Origin of the sequence: Actinoalloteichus sp. GBA129-24 (assembly GCF_001941645.1) — a bacterium.
GTDB lineage: Bacteria > Actinomycetota > Actinomycetes > Mycobacteriales > Pseudonocardiaceae > Actinoalloteichus_A > Actinoalloteichus_A fjordicus.
On record NZ_CP016077.1, the window covers coordinates 3450230 to 3469550 of the forward strand.

Consider the following 19321-nt stretch of genomic DNA (forward strand, 5'->3'; position numbering starts at 1 on the left):
GCACGGACTTGCCTGGGGGCGCCGGGCGCGGCCAGGTTCGCACCGCCGCCGCACCCGACCCGACCGCCTCAGCGCGGACCGCTCCCCCACCACGCGCCCGCCGCTGCCGCAGCGGCGACGTAGTCGGTGAAGTCGCGGGGTTCGCGGCCGAGCGCCCGGTGGACGCCGTCGGAGACGCGGGCCTCGAAGTTCTCGCGGATCGGAGTGAGGCCTGCGGCCCAGATCTCCGCCTCGGCGGCGGGCGCGCCCTGCGCGACCAGGTCGGCGATGAAGTCCTCTACCGGGATCGGGACGTAGCGGGCCTGATGGCCGGTGGCGGCGGCGATCTCGGCCAACGCCTCGGCGATGGTCAGCGGTCGAGGGCCCGACAGCTCGTAGGTCGCTCCGGTGTGGGCGTCGTCGGCGGCGGTGAGCGCCGTGACCGCGACCTCGGCGATGTCCTCGACGTCGATGAACGTCGCGGCGCCGTCGGCGGCGGGCAACCGCAGCTCGCCTTGCCGGATGGGGGTGAGGAATGGCTCGGCGCTGAAGTTCTGGGCGAACCAGCCGGGGCGCAGGATCGTCCAGTCAGTGTCCGAGTCCCGCAATGCCGCCTCGCCCGCCAGATGTCCTTCGCCTGCCAGGTTGTCGGCGCCGAAGTAGCCGGGGGTGTCGACGCCGCGAGCCGACAGCAGCACCAGTCGGGGGACGCCGAGTTCCTCCGCCCGGCGGATCAGGGCCCCGGTGCGGTTCGCGCCGTCCAGGGGGACGAGGTAGGCGGCGGTCACGCCGGTGAGCGCGGCGTCCCAGGTCGTCTCGTCGAGCCAGTCGAAGTGCGTCGTACCGGACCTCGACGCGACGCGGACGGGGATGTCGGCGGCCTCAAGCCGGGCGGTCACCCGGCGGCCGGTCTTGCCGGTGCCGCCGATGACCAGGACGGGGTCGTGTGTCATGTCCTGAGCCTGCATCGTGCGCGGCGCGTCGACCATGGGTGATGCCCTCGGCGGCATGGGTGTTCGTCTCGACGTCGAGACGACCGAGCGCCGGTCAGGCCGGACTGCCCGCCGGTTGCAGCGTGGCCGGTTCCGCGCCGCAGGCTTCGGGCGGCGAGTCGCGGCGGCCGCTGCGGTGGGAGCTGGGGGTGACGCCTCGGACGCGGGTGAAGGCCGCGCTGAAGGCGAACGGATCGGTGTAGCCCACTCGGCGGGCGACGGCGGCCACGGTCGACTCGGGTTCGGTGAGCAGGTCGGCGGCCACGGCCATCCGCCACGCGGTCAGATAGGTCAGGGGCGGTTCGCCGACCAGAGCGCTGAACCTCCTGGCGAAGGCGGCGCGGGACACGGCCGCCTCCGCCGCCATCGCGGCGACGGTCCAGGGACGGGCCGGTTCGGCATGGACGGCGCGCAGCGCGGAGCCGACCACGGGATCGCCGAGTGCGTGATACCAGGCAGGCGGATGAGTCTCCGGGCGGTCGAACCAGGCGTGGAGCGTGCAGGTGAGCAGCCAGTCCAGCAGCCGGTCGAGCACGACCTGCCTGCCCGCCCCGTGGGCGGCGACCTCGGCGGCGAGAAAGTCCAGGACGGCGTCGCACTCCTCGTCGCCGGGCACGGTCAGCACGGGCGGCAGCGCACCGGGAAGTCGCCGTCCGACGTCGGCGCTGGTGCGGTACGCGCCGACGACCAGAGTGGTGGGCCCGCCGGACTCGGGACCGCCGGGCGGCGGCGGGTTCCTCGCCCGGTGCGGACCGTCGGGGTCGGGCAGCTCGTCGACGACGCTGAACGGCGCGGGACCGAGAATGACGGCGGTGTCACCGTGGTGCAGCGGCGTCGGGTCTCCGTTGTCGGGAATGAGCCAGCCGTTGCCGTGCGCCATCGTGCAGAGGGTCAGGGGGGCACCGTCGGCGAAGCGCAGCGACCAGGGCGGAGTGAGGATCGTGCGGTGGAACAGTGCTCCGTCGGCTCGGACGCCGCGCATGAGGTCGGTCAGCGCGTCCATGCCTCGACAGTAGCCGGGCCGGTCGGTGCGGCCGACGTGATCGCTCGACAGCGGCTGAGACAGGGAGTGCCGCCCGCCCCAGGCGAGGACCTCGGGGCGGGCGGCAGAGATGCCCGTCTCGCTGCTCAGCCCGCGACCCTCGGCCGCCTGATCAGCTCGAAGAGACCGGCGACGTCGCCCTGGCCGTGGCCGTCGGCGACCCGTCGCTGCATGAGGGCGTACAGCGGGGCGAGGAGTTCGACATCGACGCCCTGCTCCCGGCCCGCCTGCGCGAGATTGGCGACGCCGGTGGTCTGCATGGCCAGGGTGTTCATGACGCCGGTGTCATGGTCGTCGGCGTCGATTCGCTGGGCGAAGAGGTCGACGCTGATCGCCATGTCGGTGAGCCAGCGGCGGAGCATCGGGGCGAAGCTTTTCGTCGGAATGCCCTCGGAGTCGACGAGCGCGAAGGCCTGGAGGATGCCGGCGAACATGCCGTACATGCCGGTGAGCAGGGCGAGGTCCTGCAGCGCGGCCAGGCCGGGATCGGTGCCCAGGTGGTGGACCTCGCCGAGGACCTCCAGCGTGGCGCGGTGAGCGTCGAGGACCTCGTCCGGTCCGCTGTAGAGGAAAAAGGCCCCGGGCGTGGCCACGGTCGGCGGGATGGCCATGATCCCGCCGTCGAGATACTCGATGCCGTGCTCCCGTGCCCAGTCCGCGGTGGCTCGGGCCTGGCCGGGGATGCCGTTGGTGAGGTTGACCAGGGTGCGGCCCCGGAGGGCCTCGGTCACCGAGGCGTCGAGGATCTCATGCAGGGCCGGGTAGTCCAGGACGCACGCGATCACCAGCGGACCGGCCGCGACGGCGTCGGCGGCGGAGTTCGCCCGGCGGGCGCCTCGGGCGACCAGGGCCTCGACCCGCCCGGGCGAGCGGTTCCACACCGTCGTCGGGTGGCCCGCAGCCAGGAATGCGTCGGCCAGTGCGGTGCCCATCGCGCCGAGTCCGATGATCGTCACTGGAGTGGCCGGGGTCGTCGAGTGGTCGTGTTCTGGCACGGATGCTCCAGTCGTCAATGCTGGTCAGGAGTATTGGTCGGGCGAAATCCGCCTGCTGCCAGCGTCGTGCCGGGAAAGCCTGGATTCAAGTACGCACTAATTAGTGCGGTACGCACCGAAAAGTGAGAATCGGCTGCTCGATTCCTGACCCGGCAGGGTTCTCGCGCTGCTCGGGCCGAGTCGGACTGGTCGCTGGTGCGGGTTGCGCACGTCGCGCCGCGAAGCCTGTTGCCCGGTCAGCAGCCGGTTGAGGGCTCGGCCAGAGCCGCGCCGAGGGCGACGGCGTGGGCACCCGCCGACCGCCCGGCCCGCTCCGATCGCCCGCGTCCCGGCGGGGGTCTCGGCTTGGCGGGTACGGGCGGCTCTCCCGCCGCACCGGCTCGAGCGGGGCCTAGACGGGAGAGTTCCGGCGCACGTTCGAGGTCAGAACACGGTCGAGCGCCGCCCGGCCCGCGGGTCCCCAGGTCGGCTTGCCGCCGGGAAGGCCCTGTTCCCCGTTCTGTCCCATGAGGATGAGGAAGAGGCTCTTCAAGGCGGCCAATCCGCGGGCGCGGCGGATCGTCGCCTCGTCCGCCTGCGCGTACACCTCGAAGAACCGTTCGGCGGCGCCTGCGGGAAGCAGCACCCAGGCGGCCGCGAGGTCCCATGCCGGATCGCCTGCGAACATGGAGCCGAAGTCGACCACGCCCGAGAGTGTCCCGTCCGAGACGACGACGTTCGCGGGATGGAGGTCACCGTGCAGCCATACCGGCGGGCCCTCCCACTCGGGGGCGGCAACAGCGTCGCCCCAGACGGCCCGGACAGCCCGGATGTCGGCGGTAACGCCGCCGGGGGCGATGGCGTGCACGAACTCTTCGAAGCCGTCCGTGCAGTTCTTGGGGTGAGCGCCGCGGTCTGAACTGGCAGGCGCCTCGGCGGGCGCCTCTCTATGGAGCGCCCGGAGGAAGCCCGCCAGAGCGTCGGCCGCGTGGTCGTCACGACTGATCGAGACGCAGTCGAGCGGCTCGCCGGGAACCCACGTCATGACGGCCCAGGGCCTCGGGAAGAGCGCGGACGGTTCGCCGATCCGCTCCGGAGCCGGAACCGGGAGCGGAAGGCGCGGGGCCAGGACGGGCAGCCACCGGCACTCCTTGCGCTGGAGATCCGGGGCGTGTTCCGTGCGCGGCATGCGCACGGCCAACTCATCCCCGAGGCGCCACATGTGGTTGTCCCAGCCGCCTGCTACCTCGCGGATGACCAGCCCGGCGAGGTCGGGATGTTGGTCCTCGAGAAGAGCGTGCACCAGCTCTGCAGTGATCTCGATCTCGGGGTCGGTCATGTGAAGCCACGGTACGTGAGTCCGGCGGAGCGGACACTCACTCGCCGGAATGCCCGCTCGCCACGCCCGTTCCGTCGGCGGCCTCTCCAGAGCAGAAGGACGCCAGGCTAACGCGGGCCTACATCGTGGGTGATGCCTGAGTCAGGACATCAGGGGCGGCGTGGAGCCGAAACGCGGGCTGGTCACCAACAGGCTGGGTTCCTCGGTGCGCCGGCGACGGTCGAAGACGAGACCACACCAGTGTCTCCCCGAGGTCCGCGAAGATCATTCCTGGTCACGAGCGGGTCCGGCCTGTTTCGGAACCGATGTTCCGGAACACGTCGCTGTTTCGGAACGCATGTTCCGGATCAGGTAGGGTGCCGCCGATGCCCGGAACTCCACGACGTCAACGGTGGGACGCCGCGCGCAATCGCACCGCGCTGCTCGCCGCCGCCAGGGAGGCCTTCGCCGCTCGGGGGCTCGCGGTCGACGTTCGAGAGGTCGCCCGTCGGGCCGGTGTCGGCATCGCGACGCTGTATCGGCACTTCCCCACCAAGGACGATCTGGTGGCGGCGACGCTGGAAAAGGACCTCGCCGAGTGGTCCGAGGCCGCCGGGGTCGCGGTGGCCACCGAGGACGCCTGGTTCGGACTGACGTTGATCATCGAGCAGACCCTGGCCGTCATGGCCCGTCACCGGGCCGTCCTGGACGGCCTGTCCGAGCCGAGGAGCGCGCCGCAGATCCTCCTGCGCAGGCTCGCGACGCTGCGCGGGATGCTGGAAGGCCTGGTGGACCGTGCGCACCGGCAGGGCACGCTGCGACTGGACGTCTCCGCCGACGACGTCGGACTGTTGATCCTGGCGCTGGGGCGGGTCGTGCAGCTCACGGTCGCGGCGGGCGGCGTGGCCGTCGCTTCCGAGGGCGACGCCTCGAACGCGGTGTGGCGCAGGCACACCGGACTCGTCCTCGACGGCCTGCACACCCATGCGGTGCGAGAGTGACGGCAGGCGTCCCCGACGTGTGGTGACGTCGCCGTAGCCGAGGCCGACCTCGCCCAGTACGGTTCCGAGGCGGGCGAAGCACTGCCCGACTTGGATGGCGAAGTCCGTGGAGATCAGGCGGCCGTCGGCGTCGGCCGCGCACGGTCCGGCCACGGCGATCAGCCCGATCCGGAGTCCATGAGACGGCTGTACCCGTAGAGGACGGCGGCGGGGTTGATCACGACAGGCGGCGTGGTCGGTCCTGGGCGGCTCCGCAGGAGGACATCACGTCTCGGCCGGTGACTCGTCCGTTCCTGCGCCGTCGATCACCATGGTCGGCCCAGGAGCACAACCCTGCGACCACTCCTGATCGAGTGGGTCGAGTCCCGGCGGGCAGACGGCGTCGACCGACCGACGACGGTCACGATGCCGGTTCGCGGTCGCGGTCGTCCGATCGGCCCGCCTCCGGTTCGGACCATCGGTGCGTCGCCTGTGGACCGTGCCAGGACCGCCAGAGCGCGGCATACGGTCCGTCCGCGTCGAGAAGGTCCTCGTGGCTGCCCAGTTCGGTGATCCGACCGCCGTCCAGGACGGCGACGCGATCGGCGTCGTGGGCGGTGTGCAGCCGGTGCGCGATGGCGATGACGGTGCGCCCGGCCAGTACGGCGGCCAGCGATCGTTCGGCGTGCCGGGCGGTGGTCGGATCCAGCAGGGCGGTGGCCTCGTCGAGGATGACGGTGTGCGGGTCGGCCAGGACCACCCTGGCCAGGGCGATCTGCTGGGAGCGGGCGGCGTCCAACCCCGCCCCCGGCGTGTCGAGCCGGGTGTCCAGCCCGGCGGGCAGGTCGTCGACCCAGTGCGCGTCCACCGCGGCCAGCGCGGCGCGCAGCGTCGTGTCGGCAGCCTCGGGGGCGGCGATGCTCAGGTTGTCGCGCAGGGTGCCGAGGAAGACGTGGTGTTCCTGGGTGACCAGGACGACGCGGCGCCGTAGTTCCGCAGGCCCGAGCCGGGCGACGGGGACCCCGCCGACGGTGATGCTGCCCGTGCGTGGTGCGTCGATGCCGGCCAGCAGCCGTCCGAGGGTGGACTTCCCAGCGCCGGAGGGGCCCACCAGTGCCAGTCGCTCCCCCGGCCGCACGGCCAGGTCGATGCCGATCAGGACGTCACGGCCCTCGACGTAGGAATGGGAGACGCCGACGACCTCGATACGGTCGTCGGCCGGTGCCGTCTCCGTGTGGACGGGGGCGGTCCCGGCGGCCAGCGCGACGCCCTCGATCCGGGCCAGGGACGCGCCGCTGCGCTGCAGCTGCTCCAGGTAGATCAGCACCCGGTCGAGGGGTTCGGTGAGCTGGAGGATGTAGAGCCCGCCTGCGATGACGGTGCCGATACCAATCGTCCCTTCGAGATAGCGGACGCCGCCGACCAGCAGGATCACCGCCAGCGGAATCCCATAGGAGAACTCCAGGACGGGGTACAGGACCGTGCGCAGCCGCAGGGTCCGGTTCTTGGCGTCGTAGGAGTCGGCGACGCGGCGGTCGCCTTCAGTGATCCGGCGTCGCCGCAGCCGCAGCGACTCCACGGTCGCGGCGCCGTCGGCCGTGGCGGCGAGGCTCTCCGAGACTGCGGAGGTGGCGTGGCCCTCGGTGAGATAGGCGGTGCGGGCTCGACGCAGATACCACCGGGCCACCACCCCGATCACGGGGGCGCCGACCAGCGCGCACAAGCCGAACAGCGGGTCCAGCAGCGTGATCGCGCCGAGGATGAGCAGCACCTGCACGGCGGAGAGGAACAGGCCCGGTCCGGCATCGCGCAGGGTGGTGCCCAGGGTGGCGACGTCGGTGGAACTGCGGGTCATGAGGTCGCCGGACCCGGCGTGCTCGACGACGGAGGTGGGCAGGGCCAGCGTCCGGTCGACGAAGCGTTCGCGGAGCCGGGCCAGGGCGCGTTCGGCGAAGCGGTGGGCCGCGTAGTACGCGAGGCGGGTGAGCAGGAACTGGGCCACGGCGAAGGCGACGAGCGCGGCGGCGAGGAGGTCGAGGACGGCGGTGCCCTCGCCCGCCTCGACGCGATCGACGATCTCGCCGAGCAGCCGGGGCGCGGCCAGACCCGCCGCAGCGGCCAGGAACGTCAGGGTGATGACGATGACCAGCGCGCGCCGGTCATGGCGCAACAGATCCCAAGTGGCGCGGCCGACGGCGGGTGCGTCGGCGACGGGAAGTCGCCCGTCGGCGGGCGAGCTGCTCATCGGAGGCCCTCCTCGGCGGGTGCGGTGTCGGAGCGGGCCGTGGCGGCCGAGAGGACGGGGTCCGCACGAGTCGGTCTGGCGGGCGCCGGGTCCGCTGCCTCGTCTTCGGCGAGGACGTCGCGGGTGACCAGGGCACGGTAGCCGCGCGAGGCTGTCATCAGGGCGGCGTGGGTCCCCTCGGTGTGCACTCGCCCGTCGACGAGCAGGACGATGTGGTCGGCGTGGTCCAGGACCAGCGGTGACGCGGTGACCACGACGGTGGTCCGGCCCGTGCGGGCGACGGACAGCCTGCGGGCGATCACGGCCTCGGTATGGGCGTCGACCGAGGAGGTGGGCTCGATCAGCAGCAGGACGTCGGGGTCGGCCAGCACCGAACGGGCCAGCCGGAGCCGTTGCCGCTGGCCGCCGGAGAGGTCGCGGCCCTGGGGCCGAATCGTGGAGTCCAGGCCGTGGGGGAGTCCGCTGAGGACGTCGTCGGCTGCGGCGGTGTGCAGGGCGGCGAGGACCGCGGCGTCCGCGTGGTCCTCCCCCGTGGCCAGCGCCTCGCGCAGCGTGCCTGCGAAGAGGTAGGCGTCGTCGGCGGCCAGCAGGATGCGGCGGCGCGTCTCCGCCAGCGGGAGCCGGGCCAGCGGCGTGTCACCCCAGACGGCGTCGGAGTCGACGTGCCGGGCCAGCCGTTCCAGGATCGCCGTGGCCTCGACGGTGCGGGCGGTCACCAGGGCTGTCACGACACCGGGCGCGATGGTGACGCCGGAGGCCGGGTCGTGCAGGGCGGCCGGTTGGTCGGGACCGGGTACGGGCTCGACGTGGTCCTGCACGATCGGGGCGAGTCGAAGGACGTTCACGACGCGGCGGGCGGCGACCAGTCCCTTGGCGATCTGGTCGGCGCCCTCGATGAGGAAGAGCACCGGGACGATCAAGGCGGCGACGTAGCCGTAGACCGCGATCATCTCGCCCACGGTGATCTGTCCCGCCGAGGCCATCCTCGCGGCGATCCAGGTGACCGCGACGAGGAAGAGCGTGGGCATCCCGGCCGCGACGGCCTGGATCCAGCTGGTGACCGCTCCGACGCGGTAGCCCTCGGCCCGCAGGTCCTGGGATGCGGATCGATACCGGCGGGCGAACTGCTCCTTGCCGCCGATCCCGCAGAGCACCCGGAGCCCGGCGACGATGTCGCCTGCCTGGGCGGTCAGCGCGCCCTGATGCTCGCGGTAGCGGGTCTCGGCGGTCTGGAGCCTGCCCAGGAGCGGGCCGATGACGACACCCAGCAGCGGAACACCGAGCAGGACCACGGTCGCCAGCACCGGGGAGATCGCCAGCAGCAGGACCGTCACCGCGCCGTAGGCCATCACCGCGCCGACACCGGGCCCGACGCAGGTCAGTGCCAGGGCGATGTGACTGACGTCGGTGGCGCCGATGGTGACGACCTCGCCGGTGCCCACTCGGCGCGACAGCGTGTGGCCGAGGCGGGTCGTCTGCCGGGTGACGACCTGCACCGTGCGGAGCGAGGCATCGGTGCGGAGGAAGGTCATGGTGCGGTGCCGGGCCATGCCCGCGAGTGCGTTGGCGAGGGTCAGGGCAAGAATCCCCACCGTCCACCAGACCAGGGCGGACATGTCTCCGGCGCGCAGGCCGTCGTCGACGGCGCGGGAGAGCAGGTAGGGCGGCAGCATCATCCCCACCATCCAGATCGTGCTCCACATCGTCCCGGCCAGTGCCCGACGGAGCTGACTGACCACCAGCCACACCAGGTACCGGCCGGGGCCGCGGGTGTCTGGCACGCCGGGATCGGCGTAGGGGGCTCGTCTGCGCACGATTCCGACGGTAGCGGGGAGGGTGGCCCGTAGCGATGGATTTCCGCCCCCGACGAATGACCTCGCAGCCGAGGCGACCGGCTGGCTGAGCCCCCGATCCTGCCCGCTCGGATGACGGAGAAGACGCTGGTCACCGGGCTGGGGCGCTCGAGCGTGATGTGGCTGCCCGGTCCGGACGACGGTGTTACTGTCGGATCATGGGGCGTGGCCGGGAGAAGGCGAAGCAGGAGAAGGCGGCGCGGCGGTGGGACTCCGTCGCCGTGCCTGATCTGCTCGGCCTGACCGCACCGGAGGCCGAGCGGATCGGTGCGGAGCTCGGGCTGCGGGTGACCGCCCCCGGCGACGATCCCGAGCCGGTGGAGGAACTGAGCGGCACGGTGGTCCGCCAGCACCCCGCAGCGGGTGTGCTGGTCGCCCGGGGGTCACGGGTGATCGTGTCGACCACCGGTTCAGGTGGCGAGGCGGGCGCACACGAGCCGAGGTGGCCCTTCCCGCCGGTCCCGGAAGGACACACCGTGCTGGAGCCCGACGCCGATCGGGCCTTCTGATCGGCTGCGCGCCCGCCTGTCTGCTCCCGCGCGGCTCGTCGGCACTCGGCACTCGGCACTCGGCGAGAGGCCACGGTGCTCGACGCTCGTGCTCAGCGGTAGAGCTTCTCGGCGTAAGCCGGTCCGTAGTACGTCTCCAGTTCGGCAAGGGCTGCCTCGGGACGGTCCAGCACCTTGGCGATGCGAGGGCGGGAGGCCACGGCGTCGGGATTCCAGGTCTCGGGCTTCCACAACGCCGAGCGCAGGAACGCCTTCGAGCAGTGGTGGAAGATCTCGTCGATCTCCACGATCATCGCGACGCGGGGTCGGTTGCCCTTGACGATCATCTCGTCGAAGAACGGCGCGTCGCTCACCAGCCTCGCTCGACCGTTGATGCGCAGCGTGTCGCCTCGGCCCGGCACGAGGTAGATCAGGCCGACGTGCGGGTTGGCCAGGATGTTGCGGAATCCGTCGACCCGCCGGTTGCCCGGTCGGTCGGGGACGGCGATCGTCGTGTCGTCCAGCACGTGGGTGAAACCCGGCGGGTCGCCCTTCGGGGAGACGTCGCAGCGGCCTGCGGCGTCGGCGGTGGCGACCAGGCAGAACGGGGATGCCGCGAGCCAGTCCCGGTCCAGTTGGTGCAGCGCGGCGCGCTCCTTGGTCGCATTGCGCTCCGTCGGCTCGCCGATCAACGCGGCCAGCTCGGCAGGTGAGCTGATCTCCACCTGTCCCGTCGACCTCATCCGTGTCGTCCCCCGCGTCGTCGGTGCGTGCGCCCCGGCCGAGGGTAGTCCGGCGGCGGGGCCGGGAGCCGCCCGTTCCGGCCGTCGTGGAACCGGCCTCGCCGCCCGCGGCACCCGACCCGTCTCGTCGTCTCCCCGTTCCCCGAGGCCCGGCTCCTTCCGAGTCCCATATCGTCCGGTCGCCCGCCCTCCGCCCCTCGGCGACGTGCGCTTTCATCGGCCCGCCGCACCGCGATGGGCAGTCCGGCGCCTCCCACGGCGCTCCCGGCAGCGGGCGGATCTGCTCTCGCGGCGACGAGTTCCGCTCCGGACCGGTGAGTTTCGCGTTGCGGGGAAGTCTGTACCTCCGACAGCACGGTCGGTGCCCCGCCGAACACCGACGGCGGGCACCGCGACGACAGAAACGGAGTAGGGACCGATGGCGAAGACGGAACCGGTCGGGACGCTGCACACGGGTTTCAGCAGCCCCGGAGCGACGGCGGCGTCCTGGTCCGAGGTGCGGGAACGACTGGTGGCATCGGAGGTGTTCTGGATCTCCACGGTGCGCCCCGACGGACGTCCGCACGTGACTCCGCTGCTCGCGGTGTGGCGGGACGAGGCCCTGTACTTCTGTACCGGTGGGACCGAGCGCAAGTCCAGGAATCTTGCCGAGAACCCGCAGTGCACCCTCACCACCGGGTGCAACCGGCTCAATGAGGGCGTCGACCTCGTCGTTGACGGCCTGGCGGTGCGGGTATCGGAGAACGCCCTGCTACGCCGCCTCGCCGAGGACTGGGCGACCAAGTACGGGTGGAACTTCGCGGTGCGTGACGACGAGTTCGTCGGTGAGGGCGGGAACGTGGCTCAGGTGTACCGAGTGGAACCGGTGACGGTCTACGCCTACGGCCGCGATGCCGAGTACAGCGCGACGAGCTGGCGGTTCTGAGGCGCGACGGTCACTCACTCGGCGAGCGTGCAGCGGTCACGGCGTGCGTGCCGCAGCCTGCGACGCAGGATCGGCGGCAGGCGGTGCATCGCACCCGCTGCCGCCGATGGTGCCGCAGGCAGCAGACGCGACCGGCGGAGCACTCCGGGTGCACAGGTCTCCCTGCGTCGCACCGGCCGGGCGGAGTTCACCCACGCAGCGGTCGGTGCGTCAGCGCGGCAGGCACAGCGCCAGGACCCGATGAAGGCGACGGTCGTCGGTCGATCGCAGCGGCGGCAACAGCAGTGTGGTCAGGCCCGACTCGATGGCGGCCCCGTCCGGCCCGGACCGATCGCCCACCATGAGCGCGTCGGCGGCGTCGACGCCCAGCGCCGTCACGGTCCGATCGAACATCGCCCGGTCGGGTTTCTGCACGCCCTGTTCGAAGGACAGGGTGAACACGTCGACCAGGCCCGCCAGGCCTGCGTCGGCGAACACGGGTCGCAGATCGAAGTGGATGTCACTCACGACCGCGATCCGCACTCCGGCCGTATGCAGGCTCCGGAGCACCTCCGAGACGTCCGAGGCGAACGGGTTGTGCCGTGTGTCGGACTCGACGGCATACAGCGACCGGGCCAGCTCCGGGTCCAGACCGGCCTCGGCGAACACTCCGAGGTAGGTCTGTCGGTGCCGGTCGGCGTCGGCGTCGACGCCGGGGGCGTCCAGCCGACGTCCGTCGTGATCTACCGTCCGGATCGCGGCGAGGACGGTCTCGATCTGTTCCGGCCCTGCGTGTCGCCCGATCGACTCCAGTGCCCGTCGAACCCAGTCGGGTTCCGCGAGTGTCGTGACGAGGGTGCCGCGCCAGTCGAAGAGGACCGCGTCGAAGGACATGGTTCAGATCTATCACGATCGCCGTGGCGGTAGGACGTCGGTACTCGGCCCGGCCCAGAAGCGCCCGGCGGGCAGTGCAGTGTCGTCTGCCCGAGCCTGACGGGCTGCGTCACCCCACGCACGTCGCATCCCCGCGTCGTTTCCACCGACAGGTCATGAGCACTGCCAGACACCGGCCGGTCGGGTCCCCGATGGTGCCTGGTCGGCTCCACGCGACCGGGCGGCAACCAGCCGGGCCGGGAACGACATGCCGGTGACCGGTGGGCAGTGCCGGGGCCGGCATCAGGCCACAGCGGGTGTCGTCGGCTCGACGGCATCGCCGGATTTTTGTCGAAACAGCAAAGCAGTTTGACGATGTTGCGGAGGGCGCGGAGAGTCGGGCAGCGGAGGGCAGCCGCGAGGAAGACGCGGCGCGAAGCAGTGGAGGAAGGGTGACCACAGTGCGAGACGGCTACGACGTGGTGGTGGTGGGAGGCGGCGCCGCCGGACTCGGCGGGGCGCTGGCGCTGGCTCGGGCGCGTCGCTCGGTGCTGGTCGTCGACGCGGGCGAGCCGCGCAACGCCCCGGCCGGACACGTGCACAACTACCTGGGCCGTGAGGGCACTCCCCCCGGCGAGCTGCTCGCCGCAGGCCGCGCCGAGGTGGCGAGTTACGGCGGTGAGGTCGTCGCGGGCCGAGTCGTCTCGGCCGAGCCCGTCGGAGGGGACACCGAGGCGGACTCCACCGGTTTCCGCGTGCACCTCGCGGACGGACGACGCGTCTCCGCGCGGCGACTGCTGGTGGCCACCGGTCTGGTGGACGAGCTTCCCGAGGTGCCGGGGGTGGCCGAGCAGTGGGGACGCGGCGTCCTGCACTGTCCGTACTGCCACGGCTGGGAGGTGCGCGACCAGCAGATCGGCGTGTTGGCCACCAGCCCCTTCTCGCTGCATCAGGCACAGCTGTTCCGGCAGTGGAGCGCGCGGGTGACCTTCTTCCTGCACGACCAGCCCGCGCCTGCGGACGAGGAGCGTGAACGGCTGGCGGCCCGAGGGATCACCCTGGTCCCCGGCGAGGTGGCCGAACTGGTGTCCGTCGAGGACCGCGTCACCGGGGTCCGGCTGGTCTCGGGCGAGGTCGTGGCGTGTCAGGCCCTGGTGGTCGCACCCCGGTTCACCGCCCGTGCCGACGTGCTCGTGTCGCTCGGCCTGGAGTCGACCGAGCTGGAGGTCGGCGGGCATGTCTTCGGCAGTGCGGTGGCCGCCGACACGACGGGAGCCACCTCGGTCCCCGGTGTCTGGGCGGCGGGCAACGTCACGGACCTGCGGGGCCAGGTGATCGGCTCGGCGGCGGCGGGACTCACTGCGGCGGCGGCGCTCAACGCCGACCTGATCGAGGAGGACACCCGACGCGCCGTGGTCGAGTACCGCCGTGGGCGTGCGGGCTTCTCGGCCGATGCCGAGCGGGAGACGTCGGAACGGGTCCTGGGCGACCGGCGCCACGGCGGGTGAGACGGGCCGCGTGTCCCGGCAGGAGGGGCGCGGCGAGATCATCGCCGATCGCCGGGACCCCGTCGTCAGCGCGTCGACCGCAGCCGAACGATCTCGGCGTGGGTGCTGTCGTGGCCTGCGTGCAGGAAGCCCGCCAGTGCGCGCAGCCCGTCCTCGTCTAGATCGGCCAGGTCGTCGCGGGTCCGGGCGGTCAGGCCCGCGTAGTAGTCCGCGACGCGGCGAAGGCCGTGGCCGGTCGGCGTGATCAGTACTCGACGGCGGTCGTCGGGGTCGTCGGCGCGGCTGACGCAGCCTGCGGCGTCGAGTCGATCGATCATGCGGGAGACGGCACCGGGGCTGCGACCGAGGCGGTCGGCGAGATCACGGGCCGTCGTGGGACCGAATCGACGGAGCTCGTGCAGACAGTGCAGATCGGTGGGGACGACGCCCATCCGCTCGGCGATCAGCTCGTTGAGCTGGACCACCGCGCTCACGAAACTCGGCAGGGCGTCGAGGATCGTCCGCACGGCCGCGTCACGGTCGGCAGCGGCGTCCTCGGGGGATTTCGTCATGTGAATTCCGGTCGGTCCTTCTGATAGCTTGTGCCGCCCCGTCGGTGCGTCACGCAACTGGTGTGCCGCGCAATCATCCGGTATCGAGTCTCCCGCCCGAGGAGCAGGCTTGTCCCACGCACCAGATCCGACCCCGCCGTTCGGCGCCGATCGGCCCGCTCCGGCGGTGACCGCCGATGTCTGACCGCTCCACCCTCGCCGAGATACTCCCCGAACTGCCGGTGCTGCCCGCCGCCGACCTGCCCGGTCGCCTGCAGGCGACCTTCGTCCCCGCCGAGGGTGCCGTGGCGTGGTGGGGCGTGCCGGATCTGCCCGCCGTGCTCGCGTCCCGCGGCCTGCCTGCCGGGCGGGAGTCGCTCGTGCGGCTGGCCGCGCCGACACGGCAGGCCGGGCCGGCCGTCGTCGGCGCGGCGGTGCCCGCGCGACTCGCCGATCTCGACCTCGCCCTGCCCGCGTTGCGCCGACTCGACCCGGCCGCCCTCGACGACGGGGTCGGCGCCTCCCTGCATGCCTGGCGCGAGGCCGCGCTGCTGGTCGACGAGGCACGGACCGAGACTGCCGACGCCGAGTCCGGGTTCGCCGAGTTGGCCGGACGGATGCCTGCTGCCGCGCACGCGGTGCTCACCCCCGACGGGACCGCGATCGACACGGCGGCCGACCTGCTGGGCCGCTTCAGGCAGGCTGCGGCCACCCTCGTCGACCTGGCCACGGCCGCCGTGCAGGCGGAGCTGCGCCCCTACCAGGTCGAGGGCGTCGCGTGGCTTCGTTCGCTGGCACCGGTCGAGAACCCGGCGAGCCTGCCTGCGAGAACCGGCGCGGCGCCGCCGTCTCCCTCGGCCGAGGGTGCCGATCGACAGCGGCCCGGCGGCGGCGTGCTCGCCGACGAGATGGGGCTGGGCAAGACGCTCCAGGCGATCTGCCTGTTCGCCACCCGACGGTCGACGGGACCGCACCTGGTGGTCTGCCCGACCTCGGTCGTCGGCAACTGGCGTCGTGAACTGGCCAGATTCACTCCGGGCACCCCGGTCGTCGCCCACCACGGGTCCCGCCGAGGACTGCAGACCGCGCCTGCCGCCGGGACGGTCGTGGTCACCAGCTACAGCGTGCTGCGCTCCGACGCCGAGGCACTGGCCCGGATCGACTGGGACGTCGTGGTGTTCGACGAGGCACAGCAGATCAAGAACCCCGACACCCGCGCGGCCAGGGCCGCCGCGGCCCTGCCCGCCACGATCCGGCTCGCGATGACCGGAACCCCGGTGGAGAACCGGCTGGACGAACTCTGGGCGATCCTGCACATCACCAATCCCGGACTGCTGGGCACTCGCGCCCGATTCCGGCAGCGGTTCGCGGTGCCGGTCGAACAACGTCGTTCCGCGACGGCCGCCGCGCGCCTGGCCACGCTCATCGCGCCGCACGTCCTGCGCAGACGCAAGGCGGACGTCGCCGCAGATCTGCCGCCCAAGCTGTACTCGACGGTGGCCTGCACTCTGACCGAGGAGCAGGCGGAGCTGTATCGGGCTGCCGTGCGGCAGGCCTTCTCCGACGGACTCGGCACGGGCATCGGCCGCCGAGGCCGGGTACTGGCGTTGCTGACGGCGCTCAAACAGATCTGCAACCACCCCGCGCAGTACCGTCCTGACGACCGGGCACTGGCGGGTCGATCCGGCAAGTTCGACCGGGCCACCGAGATGCTCGCCGAGATCGTCGAGGACGACGACCGGGCGCTGGTCTTCACCCAGTACCGGGTGATGGGCGACCTGCTGTCCCGGCACCTGGCCGAGGAGCTGGGCGTCCCGACGGTGCCCTTCCTGCACGGCGGGTTGAGCGCCGAGCGCCGGGATCAGCTGGTCCACGCTTTCCAGCACGAGGACGACGGACCGCGGGTGCTGCTGTTGAGCCTGCGCGCCGCCGGGTTCGGCCTGAACCTGACGCGCGCGGGACACGTCGTGCACTACGACCGCTGGTGGAACCCGGCGGTGGAGGACCAGGCCACCGACCGAGCACACCGGATCGGCCGGGACCGGGCGCTGGCCGTGCACACCCTGGTCACCGGCGGGACCGTCGAAGACCACATCGCCAGGCTCCACGAGTCCAAGCGGGTCCTCGCCGACGCCGTCGCGGGCGGCGAGGCCGCGTTGGCTGAGCTGTCCGACGAGGACCTGCACGCCGTCCTCGACCTCGACGAGGAGGTGATCGGCTGATGAGCGCCGAGTTCGGTGCCACCGTGTGGGGTCGGGCGTGGTTGCGGACGGTCGAGTCGACCTCGGTCACCACGTCGAACGCCGGACTGCCCAAGGCTCGCAGTCTCGCCAGGAACCAGGCCGTCGCCGATCTGACCATCGTGACAGGACGGGTGACGGCCGAGGTGCGGGTCAAGGATGTCGGCTACCGCGTCGAGGTGGGCCTGCCCGAATGGAGCGGGCGAACCCGCGCCGAGGCGGAGCGCCTAGTGGCCGCCGCAGGCGCGCAGCGGGCCACGCTCGCACCAGGTGATCTGCCCGACTCCTTGGAAGCCGACCTGCGCCGTCACGAGATCGACCTGGCGGTGCACCCGTCGGCCCAGGTCGTCGAGTGCTCCTGCCCGGCGCGCGCACCTCGGTGTGTGCACGTGCTGGCCGTGCTCTACGCCCTCGTCCAGCGGATCGACGAGGAACCGGCGCTCGCCCTCGTCCTGCGGTCCGCCCACGCCGAGCCCGCCGCAGCGGCGCCTGCGGCCGGGGCGAATCGAATCCCGCTGACCGACCTCGACCCGGCCCGGTTCTACGGGGACTGACTTCTCCGTCGCATCCCTGTCCGTCCCCTGCGGTCCGACCCGCGTGACCGCAGGGGACGGACACTCGGACTCCCGTCTCGCGGAACAGGCAGGCGGGTCCGATACGGCGACGATTGTGGAGTCGGCGACGAGACCATGCTCCCGCGCACGGCGTACTCACACCCGGCGGCACACGGGAAGGCGCACACGTGGTCGACGAGCCGCCGCTGATCAACCCGATGCACCTGCGAGCAGGACAGCGGCAGCAGCACTGGCACCATCGGGGATCACCGCTCGTCGATCTCAGCGACGACCTCGCCGCCGACCGTGCAGCCAACACCACCCCCTGCACGCGGCCAGCGGAGACGGAGGGTTCCCGTCAGAACACGCAGGTACCGTCCTGGTAATGGCTGTTCGCCTGATAGTCGACGCGCGTGACGATCGGGGATTCCTGCTTGATTCGGGCGGCAAGTTCTTTGCCCTTTTCGATCCAAATTCGATGCGCCTCAGGGGACGGAAATGCTGAATCCGGCGGGTAAGTTTGATCCAGTGTTGCCTGATACTCGGCGTCCCACGACGTTACGGCCGCCGCGAGATCATCGGATAGTCCAAGGTAGGCCGCAGCCTCCTCAACAGTGAAGTTCCCGTACTCTCCCTCCATCTCGAAGTAGAAGGGGCCTTCCGCGTAGCCCACCAGGACTGATAGTTCCATGATTAGTTCTCATTCTTCTTGGCTGAAATTAGTGCAACTTTGTTTCGCTAGGTGACGGGTAGGGCTGTGACGATGTATCCGTTGGGGCTGATAAAGATGGCGATCTGTCGTCGCGGGGTCCCGTCGAAATCCACCTCGTACACCTCCTTGTCCACCATGTGGCCGATGAGTCTGCCACGTTCAATGCCCGCGAAAATCAGATCGACGACACGTGCCGCCGGGACCGCTTCCCGCTCAAAGAATTTGCGCCGATTTGGTCGGAGAATATGCGCTTTCCCTGACGTGTCAATTCGACCCTCCGCCAGCCAGACCAGGTAGCCGTCCTGATGACGTCCCACGTGGACGACCTTCTCCGGGCTGATCTTGATTCCGTTGCGGCGGAGTTCGGCGATGGCCGCGTCGGCCTGGAGGGTGGCCTGGCGGGCTTGGGTGAGTAGGGCGTGCGCCTGGCGGAGCTGGGCGATCACCTCGGTGACCGACGATTCACGACTCCTCACTGTGTGTGTTCGACCATGGTGACGGACCAGCGCCTCGTGGTCGAATGAGTTCTCGTCAGGATGTCCGGACGCCGTCAGGCGTGGCGGCGTGCCTTGCGTGTTTTGGGACCAGGTGTAGGCAGCGCGGGCCATGTCGCGCGTCCAGATCGAGATCAGCCACGCTCCTGGTCTCTTCGGCCTCCGCGACATCGAGAACCGCGCAGGCGGCACCCTGGGGCGTCTTCGGTGCGCTTGTTGCCTGGATCAAGGCCGACAGGGCTGCGCTGGCATGCCCGCGCCGACCCGATCTCCCCGAGCCGCGAACCGCGATCGGGACTTCTCGCATCTGCGATGTGCCTCGTCAGGTCGGTGCCTGCCGCGAACCTCGCGCCCCGAGGGAGAACCTGTCGGCTACGGCTCCGCCGACCAGGCCTGCCCGAGTCAGCGCGGTACGGGCTGCCGACGTCGCGAGCCCGCCGTCACCTCGTCTATCGAGTCGCAGTCGTACACCGCAGAAGGGTCCGTCTCGGCCGTGGCGGTGATGATCTCGGTGAGGATCGCGCGGGCGTCGCTCAGCTCGTCGATCTGGCCGGTGATGCGGTCGCGCTCCCGGCTCAGCTCCACGGCCAGTTCGGAGCAGCCGGGCACCAGCAGGTCGCCGTCGACGACCATGCAGGGCAGCACCTCGGCGATGATCGTCGTGTTGAGCCCGGCGGCGAGCAGCGTGCGGATGCGTCGCACCACCTCGACGTCGGACTCCGCGTACTCGCGATAGCCGCTGGGCCGCCGCTGCGGCTCCAACAGTTTCTGCTGCTCGTAATAGCGCAGTGACCGCTCGCTGACGCCGGTGCGGCGGGACAGCTCCCCGATGCGCATGTGACCTCCGACATCCCGAGTGGACTCTGACATCGATGTCAAAGTCTAGCGTCGC

At 71.3% G+C, this 19321-nt stretch carries 18 protein-coding genes; 6 read left to right on the forward strand and 12 right to left on the reverse strand.

From position 1 onward, the window contains the following. Positions 1–68: 68 nt before the first annotated feature. The 4 genes from UA75_RS15435 to UA75_RS15450 form a co-directional block, all read right to left on the reverse strand. Positions 69–932, reverse strand: coding sequence for an NAD(P)H-binding protein (locus tag UA75_RS15435; protein WP_075743846.1), 864 nt, complete (start codon positions 930–932; stop codon positions 69–71). A gap of 94 nt (positions 933–1026) precedes the next feature. Further along, a complete protein-coding gene (locus UA75_RS15440) occupies positions 1027–1974 on the reverse strand; it encodes an AraC family transcriptional regulator (RefSeq protein WP_075740845.1) in 948 nt (315 codons plus the stop codon). Between the two features lie 125 nt (positions 1975–2099). Further along, positions 2100–3008 (reverse strand): NAD(P)-dependent oxidoreductase, encoded by a 909-nt coding sequence (locus tag UA75_RS15445; RefSeq protein ID WP_075740846.1) that lies wholly within the window; start codon positions 3006–3008, stop codon positions 2100–2102. 391 nt (positions 3009–3399) lie between these two features. Next, positions 3400–4326 (reverse strand): aminoglycoside phosphotransferase family protein, encoded by a 927-nt coding sequence (locus UA75_RS15450; RefSeq protein ID WP_075740847.1) that lies wholly within the window; start codon positions 4324–4326, stop codon positions 3400–3402. Between the two features lie 365 nt (positions 4327–4691). Between UA75_RS15450 and UA75_RS15455 the strand changes: the two genes are divergently transcribed. Continuing rightward, on the forward strand, positions 4692–5306 hold the full coding sequence (locus UA75_RS15455) for a TetR/AcrR family transcriptional regulator (RefSeq protein WP_075740848.1): 615 nt from the start codon (positions 4692–4694) through the stop codon (positions 5304–5306). Between the two features lie 400 nt (positions 5307–5706). Here UA75_RS15455 and UA75_RS15460 read toward each other — a convergent pair whose 3' ends face one another. Together UA75_RS15460 and UA75_RS15465 are read right to left on the reverse strand one after the other, a co-directional pair. Beyond that, positions 5707–7530: an ABC transporter ATP-binding protein gene (locus UA75_RS15460; protein WP_075740849.1), complete on the reverse strand. Its 1824-nt coding sequence runs from the start codon at positions 7528–7530 to the stop codon at positions 5707–5709. Continuing rightward, entirely contained in the window at positions 7527–9344 is a 1818-nt protein-coding gene (locus UA75_RS15465; RefSeq protein WP_075740850.1) for an ABC transporter ATP-binding protein, read from the reverse strand. Before UA75_RS15465 ends, UA75_RS15460 begins: the two co-directional genes overlap by 4 nt. 197 nt (positions 9345–9541) lie before the next feature. On the opposite strand from UA75_RS15465, the gene UA75_RS15470 reads away from it, so the two are divergent. After that, positions 9542–9892 carry a PASTA domain-containing protein gene (locus UA75_RS15470; RefSeq protein WP_075740851.1) on the forward strand — a complete coding sequence of 117 codons (351 nt, stop codon included), beginning with the start codon at positions 9542–9544 and terminating at the stop codon, positions 9890–9892. Positions 9893–9984: 92 nt separating this feature from the next. On the opposite strand, the gene UA75_RS15475 is transcribed toward UA75_RS15470, so the two are convergent. After that, a complete protein-coding gene (locus tag UA75_RS15475; RefSeq protein ID WP_075740852.1) occupies positions 9985–10614 on the reverse strand; it encodes a pyridoxamine 5'-phosphate oxidase family protein in 630 nt (209 codons plus the stop codon). Between the two features lie 418 nt (positions 10615–11032). On the opposite strand from UA75_RS15475, the gene UA75_RS15480 reads away from it, so the two are divergent. Then, positions 11033–11539 (forward strand): pyridoxamine 5'-phosphate oxidase family protein, encoded by a 507-nt coding sequence (locus UA75_RS15480; RefSeq protein WP_075740853.1) that lies wholly within the window; start codon positions 11033–11035, stop codon positions 11537–11539. A 210-nt stretch (positions 11540–11749) separates the two neighbouring features. On the opposite strand, the gene UA75_RS15485 is transcribed toward UA75_RS15480, so the two are convergent. Next, entirely contained in the window at positions 11750–12412 is a 663-nt protein-coding gene (locus UA75_RS15485) for an HAD family hydrolase (protein ID WP_075740854.1), read from the reverse strand. Positions 12413–12843: 431 nt separating this feature from the next. On the opposite strand from UA75_RS15485, the gene UA75_RS15490 reads away from it, so the two are divergent. Beyond that, positions 12844–13899, forward strand: a complete 1056-nt coding sequence (locus UA75_RS15490) for an NAD(P)/FAD-dependent oxidoreductase (protein WP_404799977.1) — start codon at positions 12844–12846, stop codon at positions 13897–13899. A gap of 65 nt (positions 13900–13964) precedes the next feature. Here UA75_RS15490 and UA75_RS15495 read toward each other — a convergent pair whose 3' ends face one another. Further along, positions 13965–14450 carry a MarR family winged helix-turn-helix transcriptional regulator gene (locus UA75_RS15495; RefSeq protein ID WP_075740856.1) on the reverse strand — a complete coding sequence of 162 codons (486 nt, stop codon included), beginning with the start codon at positions 14448–14450 and terminating at the stop codon, positions 13965–13967. A 176-nt stretch (positions 14451–14626) separates the two neighbouring features. Here UA75_RS15495 and UA75_RS15500 point away from each other — a divergent pair, with 176 nt between their 5' ends. Both UA75_RS15500 and UA75_RS15505 read left to right on the forward strand, forming a co-directional pair. Then, positions 14627–16651: a DEAD/DEAH box helicase gene (locus UA75_RS15500; protein WP_083690708.1), complete on the forward strand. Its 2025-nt coding sequence runs from the start codon at positions 14627–14629 to the stop codon at positions 16649–16651. Continuing rightward, entirely contained in the window at positions 16651–17223 is a 573-nt protein-coding gene (locus tag UA75_RS15505; protein WP_075740857.1) for an SWIM zinc finger family protein, read from the forward strand. The genes UA75_RS15500 and UA75_RS15505 overlap by 1 nt, the downstream gene beginning before the upstream one ends. Before the next feature lie 358 nt (positions 17224–17581). Here the strand turns inward: UA75_RS15505 and UA75_RS32895 are convergent, their stop codons facing one another. The 3 genes from UA75_RS32895 to UA75_RS15520 all read right to left on the reverse strand — a co-directional run bounded on the left by UA75_RS32895 (position 17582) and on the right by UA75_RS15520 (position 19299). Then, the gene (locus tag UA75_RS32895; protein WP_157434206.1) at positions 17582–17914 is read right to left on the reverse strand and encodes a hypothetical protein; all 333 of its coding nucleotides are present in this window, start codon (positions 17912–17914) and stop codon (positions 17582–17584) included. Positions 17915–17961: 47 nt separating this feature from the next. Beyond that, entirely contained in the window at positions 17962–18543 is a 582-nt protein-coding gene (locus tag UA75_RS15515; RefSeq protein ID WP_157434207.1) for a hypothetical protein, read from the reverse strand. 288 nt (positions 18544–18831) lie between these two features. Next, positions 18832–19299 carry a MerR family transcriptional regulator gene (locus UA75_RS15520; protein WP_404799978.1) on the reverse strand — a complete coding sequence of 156 codons (468 nt, stop codon included), beginning with the start codon at positions 19297–19299 and terminating at the stop codon, positions 18832–18834. Positions 19300–19321 lie beyond the last annotated feature (22 nt).